Below are 14807 nucleotides of genomic sequence, written 5' to 3' on the forward strand. Positions count from 1 at the left end.
GCAACGCGAGGACGACCTCGCGGCTCGATCGAGTCATTAATCTGGGGACGACCCCGTCAATCGATGGAGGTCTCTCATGTCCTGGATCATTCTGTTTTTCGCCGGCCTGTTTGAAGTGGGCTGGGCTGTCGGGCTGAAATACACCGATGGTTTCAGCCGTCCTCTCCCAACTGCGTTGACGGTTGCCGCGATGGCCATCAGCCTTGGCCTGCTCGGCCTGGCGATGAAGGAATTACCCTTGGGCACGGCCTATGCGATCTGGACCGGCGTCGGTGCCGTGGGCACGGTCATCGCCGGGATCATCCTGTTTGGTGAGTCGATGGCACTGTTCAGGCTGGCCAGCGTGGCATTGATCATTGCCGGGTTGATTGGACTGAAAGTCAGCGCCTGACAGCTTGAGGCCAATACGACAAAGCCCGCATCCTCTATCGCTAAACGATAGAGGACGCGGGCTTTTTCAATGGTGACTGTCAGCTTTCGGCCAATGCCCTGCGCTCACGCGCGACCGGCGCCTTTTCCGAATGCTCAAGCTGGATGCAACGCTCCAGGAACAGATACATGTAGTCGTAGCTTTTGCACACGGCCCCGCGCAATTCAGCCTGCAGTGACTTGCTCGGGTTCAGCCCCGCCAACGTGCAGATGATTTCCAGCGCTTCCCACGGATGGGCGTCATCATACTGGGCATGCATCTTCAGCCACTTCATGGCCCGCTTGCGATCTTCTTCGGGGAACGATGCCGCATAGATGCCATTGGAACAGACCAGCGCCGACCACTCGCCGGTCGCGCCTTCAATGGCGTAATTGGTGGCGGCAATGGCAACGATCAGCGAGTCCGCCGAACTGGTGTGCCAGCACCAATGACTCAAGGCGTGAAGTTCAGGAGCCACCTTTTGCGCCTGCAGATCTTCCAGGCTGACACCGTGCGCACGGCTCCAGTGCACCCAGTAATCGGCATGGTTCAATTCCACCCGGATGTTGCGCATCAACCATCGGCGCGCCATATCCTCGCCAGGATGGCGGGCAAAACGGGTCTTGGTCAGGTTCTGGGCCATATACAACGCGAACTGTTCGACCACCGGCCAGCCACCAATCAGGTAGTGACGCATGGTTTTGGCGCTGAGCTTGTTGTCTCGCATGCGCCTGTACAGTTCGTGTTCGACAACCCGGCGTTTACTCTCGCTGCAATCCTGGATCAGTTGCTGAGCCCAGGCGGGATAACTTGCAGCTTCCATGAGGGGGCCGGTTCTGTTGAATGTGTCGATCACTGTCGGGTTCCTTTTGATTGTGATTGTAAGGATCAGCAAGAGATTTCAACGGAACGTGCCAGGCGCCTTGAACAACAACGGCTGAGGCCTGGCAGGACGACTTTGTAAACTATCGCAGGTAAACAGATGCGGGCGCTCAATCACATACCCTTGAGCGTAATCCACCCCGATCTCAAGCAATGCCTGCTCGATCTGGGGTGTTTCAACAAACTCGGCAATCGTACGCTTACCCATTACATGCCCGATGTGATTGATCACTTCGACCATGGCGCGGTTAATCGGGTCGTCCAGCATATCCTTTACGAAACTCCCGTCGATCTTCAGGAAGTCTACAGGCAAATGTTTCAAATAGGCGAATGAGGACATACCGGCGCAAAAGTCATCCAACGAAAAGAGACAACCTAAGCCTTTGAGTTCATTAATAAATCTAATTGCACTTCCAAGATTGGAAATAGCGCTGGTTTCAGTAATTTCAAAACAAATCATTTCAGGCGGTATGGAATAAGTTACGAACTGTTGACGCAGGAAGTCCAGGAACGCCTCATCTCCGATAGTTGTGCCTGACAGATTAATCGCACACATCGCCAACGGACCTTTATGTTTCTCCGCTATACATTGGGCAATGATCTTGAAAACATTCTGCACAACCCAACGATCTAGCGAAGTCATCAGGCCATAACGTTCCGCCGCCGGAATAAAACTGTCGGGCAATATCATGCGGCCGGCTTCGTCATGCAGGCGCAACAGGATTTCGATATGCCCGCCGCCCGTTTCGACATGACCCAAGGCTGCAATTTCCTGGGCATACAGACAAAAGCGGTTCTCTTCCAAGGCCATGTGCAAGCGCTGCACCCAGGCCATTTCGCCAAAGCGCAGGGACAGTTCCGAGTCATCGGCGTGATAGACCTGAACCCGATTGCGGCCCTTTTCCTTGGCCATGTAGCAGGCCATGTCGGCGGCGCGCAGCGATGTTTCGAGGGTGGTCGGGTGCTGATTGATATGCACCAGCCCGATGCTCACGGTGGTCACGAACGGCCGGCCTTTCCAGACGAAGTGCAGGTTCTGCACCGTCTGCCGCAGGCCCTCGGCGATTTTCTCCGCGGCTTCCGGTGCACAATTCTCCAGCAGGATGCCAAATTCGTCGCCACCCAGGCGGGCCAGGGTATCGCCTTCGCGCAAACCGGACTGCAGCAGCGCACAAATGTGCCGCAACAATTCGTCTCCCGCCGCGTGACCGCAGGTGTCGTTGACCAGTTTGAACTGATCCAGGTCGAGGAACATCAGAGCATGGCGCCCCGCCTGCCGCGTCAGGTGATGCAGCACCTGTTCCAACCGATATTCGAATTCGCGGCGGTTGGCGAGGCCGGTCAAGGCGTCATGGGTCGCCTGCCAGGACAAATTGGCAATGTATTGCCGCTCCTGAGTCATGTCATGCAAGACCAGCACAGTACCGCTGACCTTGCCGGCATTACGGATAGGTGCACCGACCAGCGTGACCGAAACCGTGCTGCCATCCAGCCGTTGAATCAATTTGGAATGCTCGCTGCCACCACTGAGCTGACCGCTCAGGATGTACTCGATCAGCGTAAAGCCATCGGCCTGGGCGTTTTCGTCCAGCAGATTGAACAGCGCAGCCAGGGGCAAACCTGTCGCCTGCTCGGCCTTCCAGTGCGTCAACGCCTCGGCGGCGGGGTTCATGTAGGCAATTGCGCCGTCGACATTGGTGGTGATCACGCCATCGCCAATCGATTGCAGGGTGATCTGTGCCCGCTCCTTCTCCAACTGCAACGCGTCAGCGAACGCATGGCGCTGTTTGAGCAGTTTGTGCGTGCGCATCAGGGCCAGGACAATCAAGCCCAGAGCGGTGGCGAGGTTGATCACCAACAACAGCCGCAGGATCCTCCGCGAGCCTTCGCCCAAGGCATCGCTGAAAGCCTTCGCCGCCGGTGTCACATTTTCGTTGATGACAAATATCTGATCTTTCCAGCGCTTGATATCGGCATCGGTGGCCTGGCCGGTGATGACGCGCTGTTGCATCTCCCGCGCAATGTCATCGAGTTGCACCATATAAGCGTCGCCCACCCTCCAGAGGTCAATGGCCTTCTGGTGGTAACTGAAGTGCCTGAAATTCAGGTACAGCCAGATCACACTATTGACGTCATCCGGGTGGTTGCCGCCCTTGAGGACCGCCATGCGCGCGGCGTCGATATTCGGCGGCTGATCATCCAGCGCCACACGCAACTCATGGCCCCCCTGAGGCACGGCAATCGCGTTCTGGTATTTGTTGAATATCGTCTCGTCGTGACTGTCGGCGTAGAGATTGAGGTAATAGATGGCGTCTTTCTGACCCTTGGACCAGAGGCTTTCACCGGCAACATAGCCGCGCACCGCCGAAAGTACATAAAGGCTGACGCCGCCCAGCAAGGCCTGAAACAGCACGACGGCGATAAATGGCCAGACAATGCCCAACAACCGTGGAGTTCCGAGAGTCCGCGTTCGATTCATGAGGTCCCTTGTTTTAGCACTGCCCGATCATCATCCAACGTGATCGCTATAGCTAGACTAGGGTGCGTTCTCGATCCCGGCAAGCGGGAAGCCCTTTCTATGGGCAAGTGCAGGTAAATAACTGTTTTCAGAGAGATGTGGACGCACCTCGCGCGACACTTCCCCGAAAAAACGCCATCACATAACTATGTACCGCCCCCTCTTGCTCATTTTCTCTTGAAATCGGTCCACGGCTCCATTGCGTTGAGCGATGCGCCAATCCACTGACATTTAAGAGAAGTTCTCAAATGCAAACACCAGAATATTCCGAAACCATGAAATACGAAGGCGTTCTATCGGACTACAACGCCCTACTCGCCTATCTAAAAAAGCCAGAAAGTTCAACAGCCGATTTTGAAAAAATATTAATCCCCCCGGGCACTCACTCCCCGCTTTTACAATTTAGCGCCCAGGGACGCGCACTCTTGCAACCCCTCCTGACGGACCCAGGGTACCGCGCACATTGCCTGAACTCAGGTAATGACCCGGTCACACTGGAGTTGACGGTAAAAGATGATGCAGTGAAGTATGAAATCCTCACGACAGACAAAAAACGCAAATCGATTCTGAACCTCCCCACCCAACAACTTAAATTTGAACACGACAACAACGGCAACCCGGTGCTTGTCACAAGTGCTCCGAAATGGCTCAACCTGATGACTGCCATCAACCAGGATGCAATAAAAATCGGGGGAATCATTCGGGCCGACGGCGCAGTCAAGCTGGTGCAGATGACTACTTACTACGGAATTCTCCCCTGGCACGCGGGAAACGCAAACGAACATCTCGCGGCAATCCACGCACTGGAAGAGAAACTCGCTCGACATACGTTGCGACTGGACAGTGGCCTTGATATCAACGTGTTGAATCGCGCGCCCACCCCTGCGGACCGAAAAATCCTCAGACGCCTGCACCAAAACAATCTGACCGCTTCAATGACAATGGACGCACTGATCACCCAACTTAGAAACAGGGACATCAACGACATCGTCAAACGATTCCTTCCTCCAACGGAAACTTCGCTGTTTAGTCACCTTGAAAAAAATGCACTTCCCAGAACCACTACCGAGCAAGCCCGAGCGACACCCACCGTATTTCTTGAAAAAATCTTGCGTTCTGCCGAGTCCGTGCGCCTGGGTAACGCTTTACTGAAAGGTCTGAAATGGTATGGCGGCAATACAGACGAAGACAGCTCACCTGAAATCCGGATAAAACTGGTCAGCAAAGCGATCCGTTTATGGACAGCAGTGGCGCACGATAACAAGCCTGAAGATATCGCCGGCTACCCTTGGCAGCAGCGTTCAAACTGGGGAAAGAGTTACCAGACTATCTGGGCCGCATTCGAACAACATTTAAGGGAATCCAAACGAGCGTCGTCAATGACGGAGTCAATCTTGCTCGCTCGTCTGTTCCAACCTGAGTTTCCGAGGGAATTCCAGGTTCCCCATATCCCGCCCGACCTGACTTACAGAAGCTCGGTTGTGTGGGTGAACTTCGTTCATGGCGTAACGCTTGCAGATGCCATGGCACCAGACTTGATCCAGCGCCTGTCCTTCCAGCAACTCGTGGATCTCCCACTTCAGCAGTCGATGCAAGCGACTTCGCAAGAGCTGGGGCTTATAGCGTTGGCTCGAATGCCCCCAGCCCTGGAATGGGCAATCACCAACGGCGTGATTCTTGAGAGGCGCGACTCGGATTACACGTCTGAGGAAAAAGCCCAATCCATAAAAGCACTCGACGAGCAAACAGACGCCTTGAAAAAGGCCATTATTCAACTGGACGTCAGTTATCCCGAAAGAAAGGTCATCGCCGAGCAAGAAATCAAAAAATACTTCAGAGACGCGTTGCAACTAAACGCTGAAGGAAAACTGGTACAACCCTTTTTATTGGCGTCCTCCGTGTTCATCTCCGACGGGCGAAAATTGATCGAGGACTTTGGAGACATCGATGCGGGCGGTGTCCTTCAAACACCGCCTCTAAAAGACAAGGCGTACTCCTTCCTGGATGTTTATACGTCAGGAGGACTGACCCCAGAAAGAAACTGGTTCATAACAATGAAGGACGGGATACGCAAAACATCCCACCGAATCAGCATCAACAGTGATCGCACGGTAAAAACCACAGCCCCGTGGCTTCCCCCAACAGTGACGCAAAAACCCTTGCCGGATATCGGAAAACTATTTGAATCAGCATTCAAAAACCACCTTGATCTGAGCAAGAGCGCGTATCAAACACTGCTAAAAAGTCAGCTTTCTTCGCTCCCCCATGATGATCGACAAGGCATCGAGCTGGGAGAAGTAAAGATCTACACCTTGAGGAGGTCCACCGATGAAATCGCGTTTGACGAGGAGACGCCGGACATCACGCGACCACTGCGGCTTCGCATGGGCTTCATTCTAAAAATCACTTATGAGTCCAACGTTGCCTATTACGAATGTTTACCAAGAGCCGGCATCATTCGAAAGCGCACGGATTTTTCATCAGCCATGCTTAATGGAGTTCATCAAGCTCGCGAGGTCCAAGGGACGATCTTTGGGGAGGCCAATATCATCAAGGTGATACGCGGCAAACGTGTTCCATTTGATTGGGAGGCTCATGAGAGGGGTAGTTTCCCAAGAGAGAAAGCGGAGTGCACGGCCATCATTGACCAGTTTGGTAAAACATTTACGGCTGCCCCCGACCAAGCTTCGCCCCCCACCGCAACGTTTTCCCGTGCCGCTGAACTTGCCCACTACATCGCCAACAATCTTTTCTTTTTTGACGAAGAATTGCTTGGTAAAGCGGCGAAAGGCGAAACCGGGATTGAACACGCCGCTACCCGCCCTCATTGGCTGGATTCGGTCAAAGGATTCATACCGTTCTGGGGCGGTATCAGCGACCTGCTGTCAGGCGACCCGAAAAAAACGATATGGGCCGTTTTTGGCTTGATTGTCGATGTCGTCTCGTTTGCCTTTCCGCTGGGAAAATTTGTCTCCGGATCAATGAAACTGGTTTCCGCAGCAGTCCGGTCTGGCGTAAGCGCTGCACTTCCCGAGTTCGGTTCACTTTTTCAGAAGCTGACCCTTTCACTCGTACAAAACACAATTCCGTTTTACGGCCTCCCGACCCTGGGTTTCCGGCTCGCACGGGGGTCAATAAAAGGTTTGTACACCGGTGTGAAGAGTGTGCTTAGGCCTGCGTACAAAAGCATTCGGACAGCTGCGGGCAGAACCGCCAGCCACAGCTTTATCGATGGCTTTGCCCACGTGGATAATCCGGGTCGCTGGCGTCCTTTGGTGGAGGGTGATCAATTAGCAAGCTTCAAGGGGTTGCACGACGTACCGGTGCGCAACGTTGCGTCCGCAGGCAGGTCCGACTACCGCTTTGTCGACCCATTGTCGGCAAAACCTTTCGGCCCGGCATTGCGACCCTACTCAAACGAGTTTTCGTTAGGGAAATCCCGCTACGGCACGCTGGAAAAAACCAACCAGCATGTCACCGTCGAGCTCCCCGAAAACACGCGCGTAAGGGAGGTACTTGAAGTGGACGGCCGAACAACGCTGTTCGTCGATGACGTACCGTACCGACTGAAGGGCGACACGCTGCACCGTGCGGACTTGATTGACCCGAGCGATTCGCTGAAGTCGATACCTTGCCGACCGCAACGCGCCCCGGGAGAGATGTGCACGACCCGCTATGTGACGCGAGACCCGGCCCCGGTACCCGCACTGGGCACGTTCGATGAAACCAAGGGATGGGCCACCTGGTTCGGCGATAGTATTTACACACCAGGCGCTGCCGGCGCCCCACTGACAAAGGCTTCGTTGGCCACTCACACAACACTCGACGCGACGATGGAGTTCCGCAAAGGCATTTACGGGCGGGTCAAAATCAGCGTCACGGAAAAGGGTGTGACCGATACTTTCCACTCCGGAGCCATCATCGCCGACTCAATCGACGGTTCGAAACAGTATGTTTTCACACGTCTTGATGCAGGGGATTTTTTCGTTGCCGAGCTGGCGAAAGGGCAAAGCCTGGGTGAGGCACTGGTCTTCAAGCAAGCGTCAACCTTGCCGGCCGAACTGCGGGAGGAGTTGTTGGTGGTGTACACCGGCTCGTTGAATTCCAACAACATGGCGAGGATTTATGGTGTGGATCGGGTTGAGCGCGCGCTAAACACGATGGAAGAGATCGCCATACCAATAGGTGGCCATGCCAACCCACCCGATACGCTCAAATTGATCAAGGTCGATACCAGCCCAGGCGAGGCGGCCCTGTTCGATCACTCGACTCGCATGATTGTCACCCAGCTGCCGAAAGGTGCAACAAGCTGGTCGCGCAGCAAGGTCGCATCAGAAGCCTTCCGTCAAAGAACCGTGGAAATTTTCGATGCATTGTTCCTTGAGCCGAGCATCGTGCTGAAAAATGCCGACAGCGCATTGAGGATCGACAGCACGATGCAAAAGCTTCACAAGCTTATCCCTCGTCACCAGCGCTCGTTCAATGCCAGAAACATCGCTTATGCCGAAGTAGTCACCAGCACCGGGACGCGGGAAGTTTATGTAAGTGTTTCGGGAGCACAGGGGGCGACGGGATATCTGCCTTTGTTCAGACAAAATCTTGGCGCAGATCAGGTCAAGGTCGGCGCAACGACCTACTTCAATGTTGATATGAACAAAGATTTTCCCAGCACATCACTCCATGTGTCTGATGAAGGCAAATTACTCGCTGTGCCAGAGACAATAAAAGATATTGAAAGCTATCGTCCGACACTGACTCTCAAGCCCACGTCACTGGACAGCGAAAGCAAGTTGATCAGCGTGATTCGCGAAAAATACCCCGATCCCGGATCGATCGAAACGGTTAACGTCGCCACCACCATGCCACCCTGCGAATCCTGTGCGGTTGTAATCAAGGAATTCGGTTTCGACGGTGGTGAAAATGCGCTGAACGTCCTGTGGCACTGATCTAGTGTTGTTGCAAATGCCCATACAGCTTGGCGTACAAACCACCCTCGGCAATCAGTTGCTGATGGTCGCCATCCTCGGCAATCTGCCCGCCGTCAAACACCAGCACCCGGTCGGCTTGCTTCACGGCTGACAAGCGGTGCGCAATGATCAGGGTGGTGCGGTGACTCAGGAACCGCGCCAATGCCTGGTGCAGGTTGTATTCGGTGGCGGCATCCAGTGCTGAAGTAGCCTCGTCGAGGATCACCACTTTCGGTTCGGCCAGCACCATTCGGGCGATTGCCAGGCGTTGGCGCTGACCGCCAGACAAGCGCACGCCGGACCGACCGACGATGCTGTCCAGGCCGTTGGGCAATTCCCGAACCGTGTTGTGCAGTTGCGCAATTTCCAGTGCCTGCCAGCAAGCTTCGTCGCTGCGCTCACGGCCCATGGTCAGGTTGGCGCGGATGGTGTCGTTGAACAGCGCCGGGTGTTGCAGGACCACGGCGACGTTTTCCCGCACCGTTTCCAGACCGATATCCTGTTGCGTCGAACCGCCGAAGCGGATCGTCCCGGCCAGCGGTGTGTACAAGCCCAACAGCAACTGCACCAACGTACTTTTGCCACCGCCGCTGGCGCCGACAATCGCGACTTTTTCACCGGGAGCGATCGACAGGTTCATCTGATTCAAGACCAGCTCGTCGCCGTAACCGAAACTCAATCCCTGGACTTCGATACCCACGGTTTCGCGACCGTGGAACGGGTCGACCCCGCCCGGGTACTCAGGCTCGTCGGCCCGGGCCAGCAGCTCGTTGATCCGCGACAGCGCGCCACCCGCCGCGTAATAAGCGTATTGCAGATTCAGCAGCTGTTCCACCGGACCGATCATGAACCACAGATAGCTGAACACCGCGAGCATCTGGCCAATGGACAGGTCGGAAAACAGCACGGTGAGCATCGCCGCAGCGCGGAAAATGTCGATGCCGAACTGGAAGAGCAAACCGCTGGCCCGGTTCGAGGCATCTGTTTTCCACTGCGAAGTCACCGCGTAATCGCGTACCTCACGCGCACGCTGGCCGAGGCGCCCGAGGAAAAAGCCCTGACGGTTGCCAGCGCGCACTTCCTGGATGGAATCGAGTGTTTCGGTTAACGCTTGAGTGAAGCGCGAAGTGCTGTCGTTCTCGAGTCTCTTCAGGTGTTTGACCCGCTTGCCCAGCAGCACCGTGGCGTAGATCACCAACGGGTTGAACAGCATGATCAGCAGCGCCAGCTTCCAGTGCATCCAGATCAGAATGCTCGCGGTACCGACCAGGGTCAGCATGGCGACGAGGAAACGGCTGAGGGTTTCGCCGACGAATTTGTCCACCGTGTCCAGATCGGTGACCAGGTGTGTGGTCACCGTGCCGCTGCCCAGGCTTTCGTATTCACCCAAGGAGATGCGCTTGAGGCGTTCGATCAGCCGCAGGCGAATGCGGTACACGATGTCTTTGGCCAATGCCGCGAACAACTTTGCCTGCACCACGTTGAACAGCAAGGCACCGCAGCGCAGTAACAAGGTCACCAGCAGCATCAGGCCGATGTACCCCGCCGCTTTCTGCCAGCCTTCGGGCAGTGCGTGGTTCATGACTTTCAGCGCGGCGTCGCCGTGGCCCAGCAGCACTTCATCGACCAGCAACGGCAAGAGCAAGGGAATCGGCACGCTGCACAAGGTCGCCAGCACGGCCACGCCGTTGGCGATCCACAGGGCTTTTTTGTGATGCAGGGCCAGGCGGCGGATTTCCGCCCAGCTCAGACGGTCGACACGGGGAGCGGTTGGAGCGTCGTCGGGTAGATCATGCACAGGCAGCGCGCTCCAGCCAGCGGCCGAGCAGCGGTGACAGGACGCTGAGAGGCTGATAGCCATTGGTCAACAACGCCAATTGACCATCGCGCTCGGCCAGCAAGGTGGGGAACCCGGCGATGCCGAGGTCCTGCACCCAAGTGAAATCGGCCGCTGTCGCAGCATGTTGATCGGCGCGGTCGAACGCAGCCGCGAACTCGATGCGCGGCAGACCGGCCTGCTCCGCCAGCTCCACCAGCACACTGGCGTGGGTGACATCGCGCCCTTCTGCGTAAAACGCATGCTGGATCAGACCGAGCAGTTTCCACGCACAATCCGGTGCCAGGCTGCGCGCCGTCACCAACGCCCGACAGGCGGGTTCGGTGTCGTACACAAAGCCTTCGGGCAATGCGCCTTCGGTCTTGAAGGGTTGGCCGGTGGCCTCGGTGACCGCCTGCCAATGTTCAAGAATGTAGCGTCGGGTGGTCGGCTCCAACGCCGAACCACTGCCGGTGCGCAAGCCGCCCACTACCAAATGCACATCCACCCCCGCCGCCTGCGCCTGTTCGACCAGCGCATTGGCCACCGGCGCAAAGCCCCAGCACCAGGAACACATCGGGTCCATCACATAGAGCAGGCGGCGTGCAGACATGGTTCAAGCCTCGGAAGGGGTTTGCTTGTAGTTGTAGCCGATCGGGTGAGGCATGTTGCGGGCCTTGGCCAGTTCGATCTGCTTCTGCCGATCGATGGCACTGCGACGGGTTTTCTCGCTCAGCTTATCCCAGCAATGCGGGCAACTGATGCCGGCCACGTAGTGCTCGGACGCGCGGTCTTCGACACTGACCGGTGTACGACAGGCGTGACATTGATCGTAGTCACCTTCGCTAAGGTCATGACGCACAGTCACGCGGTTATCGAAGACGAAGCAGTCGCCCTGCCATTTGGTTTCTTCCTGCGGCACCTCTTCGAGGTACTTCAGAATGCCGCCCTTGAGGTGATAGACCTCATCGAAACCCTGGCTGAGCATGTAGCTCGAAGCCTTTTCGCAACGAATGCCGCCGGTGCAGAACATCGCGACTTTCTTGTGCACGGCCGGGTCGAAGTTGGCTTTGATGTAGTCGGGGAATTCGCGAAAACTGGTGGTCTTCGGATCGATGGCGCCTTCGAAAGTGCCGATCGAGACTTCGTAGTCGTTGCGCGTGTCGATCAGCAGCACTTCCGGATCGCTGATCAGCGCGTTCCAGTTCTCTGGATCAACGTAGGTGCCGACCTTTTTGTTCGGGTCCACGCCTTCGACGCCAAGGGTGACGATTTCTTTCTTGAGTTTGATTTTGGTGCGGTAGAACGGCTGCTCGTCGCAGTACGACTCTTTGTGGTCGATGTCGTCCATGCGCGGATCGTTCTTGAGCCAGGCCATCAGCCCGTCAATGCCTTCGCGGCTGCCGGAGACGGTGCCATTGATGCCTTCTTCGGCGATCAGCAGCGTGCCTTTGATGCCGTTGTCGACCATCGCCTGCTGCAGGGGCTCGCGCAGGTCGACGTAGTTTTCCAGGGTGACGAACTTATACAGTGCCGCCACGACAATCTGTTGTGTCATGGGTGATTCTCCAGGTGGCTACCCTCGTAAGGGGTGAACCGGATTCAAAAAAAACGCGCCGGGTAAGCGGCGCGTTGCGGATTCTAGCAAAAAACCGAGGGTTAATGCTTGCTGCCGCCAGCACAGGTCGGCGAGGCCGGGGCTGCGTCGATCTGTGCCCATTCCTCAGGCGTGTAGGTATGCAGCGCCAACGCATGAAACTCGCCCATCAGCTCGCCGAGCGTGCCGTAGACTTTCTGATGACGCTTGACGCGGTTAAGCCCCTCGAACTGCTGGCTGACCACCACGGCCTTGTAATGGGTCTGCAACCCACGACTGTGCATATGGCTTTCATCCAGCACTTGCAGGTGCTCGGGCTGTAACAGGCCCAGCGTCGATTCGATGCGTTGTTGCATGGTCATACCGAGCTCCGCTTAAGGCTTTTTCTTGGCAGCAGGAGCAGCGGCGCCGGCTTTAGGATCCAGCTCGTTGGTCATGTCAGCCAACAGTTTGTTGACCACAGGCACGGCGCTTTCCAGCTTGGCTTGGGTCATCTGGGCCGATTGCTGAGTCAGCTGCGGCATTTTTTCCAGGACTTTCTTGCCCAGTGGCGACTGGTAGAACGCGACCAGGTCTTTGAGCTCGGACTCGCTGAAGTTGGTGGTGTACAGCTTGACCATGTCCGGCTTCAGCTTGTTCCAGCCAATGGCTGCGTCCAGAGCGGCGTTGGCCTTGGCCTGGTAGGTTTCCAGCAAGGCTTTTTTCGATTCAGGGGCTTTGGTCTGTTCAAAGCGCTGAGCGAACATTTGCTGCACTTGCATGTACACCGGAGTGCCCAATTTGTCAGCGTGCGCCAGGGTCAGGAAAGCTTCGGCACTGGCGTTGTGGCTGGCGGTATCGGCAAAAACAGGGCCGCTGGCGCAAACCAGTGCAACCGCGGTACAGATGGCACGAAGACGAGTCATCGAGTTTCCTTTTCTAGCAGACGAGGTAAAACCCCAAGGGCGTCCATTCTGCGCCTAAAAAAGTGTGTCGCTCAACCCCAAGCCTTGTCGGGCCTGATTTAGAGGGGTTGAATGGTCATAAATCCAGACCGATGGAACCACGGCCGGTGATCACGGCCTAAACTGCGCTATCAGACCGACAGGAGTGTGCATGATGAGCCGTATCGAAACCGACAGCCTTGGCCAGGTGGAAGTGCCGGATGAGGCCTACTGGGGCGCTCAGACGCAACGCTCACTGATTAACTTCGCCATCGGCAACGAGCGAATGCCGCTGGCTATGCTGCATGGTCTGGCGCTGATCAAGAAAGCCGCGGCGCGGGTCAATGACCGTAACGGCGACCTGCCCGCCGACATCGCCCGGTTGATCGAACAGGCCGCCGACGAAGTGCTCGATGGCAGCCACGACGACCAGTTCCCGCTGGTGGTGTGGCAGACCGGCAGCGGCACCCAAAGCAACATGAACGTCAACGAAGTGATCGCCGGGCGTGCCAACGAACTCGCCGGCAACCCGCGCGGCGGCAAGTCGCCGGTGCACCCCAACGATCACGTCAACCGCTCGCAGAGCTCCAACGACTGCTTCCCCACCGCGATGCACATCGCCGCCGTGCAGGCTGTGCAACAGCATTTGCTGCCGGCGATCAGCGAGCTGTCGGGAGGTTTGGCCGAGTTATCTGCGCGGCACATGAAACTGGTGAAGACCGGCCGCACCCACATGATGGATGCGACGCCGATCACTTTCGGTCAGGAACTCTCGGCGTTTATTGCGCAACTGGACTATGCCGAGCGGGCGATCCGCAGCGCCCTGCCCGCCGTGTGTGAACTGGCCCAGGGCGGCACCGCGGTCGGCACCGGGCTGAACTCACCACACGGTTTTGGCGAAGCGATCGCCTCCGAGCTGGCCGCGCTGTCCGGTTTGCCGTTTGTCACCGCACCGAACAAATTCGCCGCACTGGCGGGCCATGAACCGCTGACCACATTGTCCGGCGCGCTGAAAACCCTCGCCGTGACCCTGATGAAAATCGCCAACGACTTGCGCCTTCTGGGCTCCGGGCCGCGTGCCGGTTTTGCCGAAGTGAAACTGCCGGCCAACGAACCCGGCAGTTCGATCATGCCCGGCAAGGTCAACCCGACCCAATGCGAAGCCCTGTCGATGCTCGCGTGTCAGGTGCTGGGCAACGACGTGGCCATCGGGTTCGCCGCGAGTCAGGGCCATCTGCAACTGAACGTGTTCAAACCGGTGATCATCCATAACCTGCTGCAATCGATCCGTTTGCTCGGCGATGGCTGCAGCAACTTCCAGCAGCATTGCATCGCCGGCCTGGAGCCGGATGCCGAGAAAATGGCTGAGCATCTGGAACGTGGATTGATGCTGGTGACGGCGCTTAACCCGCATATCGGCTATGACAAGTCGGCGGAGATTGCCAAGAAGGCGTATGCCGAAGGGCTGACGTTGCGGGAGGCGGCGTTGCAGTTGGGGTATCTGACCGATGAGCAGTTTGATGCGTGGGTAAGGCCGGAGAATATGCTGGAGGCCGGGGCCAAGGGCTGAGTTTTTTAACGCCTGTCAGTCAGTCATCGCCGGCGAGCCCGCTCCCACCGGTTTTGGGTCGCTCACAGATAGTGTGACAGACACAAAACCTATGGGAGCGGGCTTGGTCTGGGCGGCATTCCGAC

10 protein-coding genes are annotated in these 14807 nt (G+C 56.8%); 3 read left to right on the forward strand and 7 right to left on the reverse strand.

Annotated elements, in window-relative coordinates; genetic code table 11:
- The first annotated feature begins 76 nt into the window (after positions 1–76).
- Positions 77–391: a quaternary ammonium compound efflux SMR transporter SugE gene (sugE, locus tag ACI77H_RS14150; RefSeq protein ID WP_010456757.1), complete on the forward strand. Its 315-nt coding sequence runs from the start codon at positions 77–79 to the stop codon at positions 389–391.
- Between the two features lie 79 nt (positions 392–470).
- Here sugE and ACI77H_RS14155 read toward each other — a convergent pair whose 3' ends face one another.
- The gene (locus ACI77H_RS14155; protein WP_407012429.1) at positions 471–1232 is read right to left on the reverse strand and encodes a TenA family transcriptional regulator; all 762 of its coding nucleotides are present in this window, start codon (positions 1230–1232) and stop codon (positions 471–473) included.
- Between the two features lie 78 nt (positions 1233–1310).
- A complete protein-coding gene (locus ACI77H_RS14160; protein ID WP_407012430.1) occupies positions 1311–3770 on the reverse strand; it encodes an EAL domain-containing protein in 2460 nt (819 codons plus the stop codon).
- 287 nt (positions 3771–4057) lie between these two features.
- Here ACI77H_RS14160 and ACI77H_RS14165 point away from each other — a divergent pair, with 287 nt between their 5' ends.
- Positions 4058–8755, forward strand: coding sequence for a hypothetical protein (locus ACI77H_RS14165; protein ID WP_407012431.1), 4698 nt, complete (start codon positions 4058–4060; stop codon positions 8753–8755).
- A gap of 1 nt (position 8756) precedes the next feature.
- Here ACI77H_RS14165 and ACI77H_RS14170 read toward each other — a convergent pair whose 3' ends face one another.
- From ACI77H_RS14170 to ACI77H_RS14190, 5 genes are all read right to left on the reverse strand, one after another.
- The gene (locus ACI77H_RS14170) at positions 8757–10574 is read right to left on the reverse strand and encodes an ABC transporter ATP-binding protein (RefSeq protein ID WP_407012432.1); all 1818 of its coding nucleotides are present in this window, start codon (positions 10572–10574) and stop codon (positions 8757–8759) included.
- Entirely contained in the window at positions 10567–11205 is a 639-nt protein-coding gene (locus ACI77H_RS14175; RefSeq protein ID WP_214377598.1) for a DsbA family protein, read from the reverse strand. Before ACI77H_RS14175 ends, ACI77H_RS14170 begins: the two co-directional genes overlap by 8 nt.
- A 3-nt stretch (positions 11206–11208) precedes the next feature.
- On the reverse strand, positions 11209–12150 hold the full coding sequence (locus ACI77H_RS14180; protein WP_407012433.1) for a rhodanese-related sulfurtransferase: 942 nt from the start codon (positions 12148–12150) through the stop codon (positions 11209–11211).
- A gap of 101 nt (positions 12151–12251) precedes the next feature.
- Positions 12252–12551, reverse strand: coding sequence for a BolA family transcriptional regulator (locus ACI77H_RS14185; RefSeq protein ID WP_017340055.1), 300 nt, complete (start codon positions 12549–12551; stop codon positions 12252–12254).
- Between the two features lie 12 nt (positions 12552–12563).
- Positions 12564–13094 carry a DUF2059 domain-containing protein gene (locus ACI77H_RS14190; protein ID WP_214377600.1) on the reverse strand — a complete coding sequence of 177 codons (531 nt, stop codon included), beginning with the start codon at positions 13092–13094 and terminating at the stop codon, positions 12564–12566.
- Between the two features lie 193 nt (positions 13095–13287).
- Between ACI77H_RS14190 and ACI77H_RS14195 the strand changes: the two genes are divergently transcribed.
- Complete coding sequence (locus ACI77H_RS14195; RefSeq protein WP_407012434.1) at positions 13288–14682, forward strand: class II fumarate hydratase; 1395 nt, start codon at positions 13288–13290, stop codon at positions 14680–14682.
- The last annotated feature ends 125 nt before the right edge of the window (positions 14683–14807 follow it).

This window comes from Pseudomonas sp. O230 (assembly GCF_045447035.1).
Taxonomy (GTDB): domain Bacteria; phylum Pseudomonadota; class Gammaproteobacteria; order Pseudomonadales; family Pseudomonadaceae; genus Aquipseudomonas.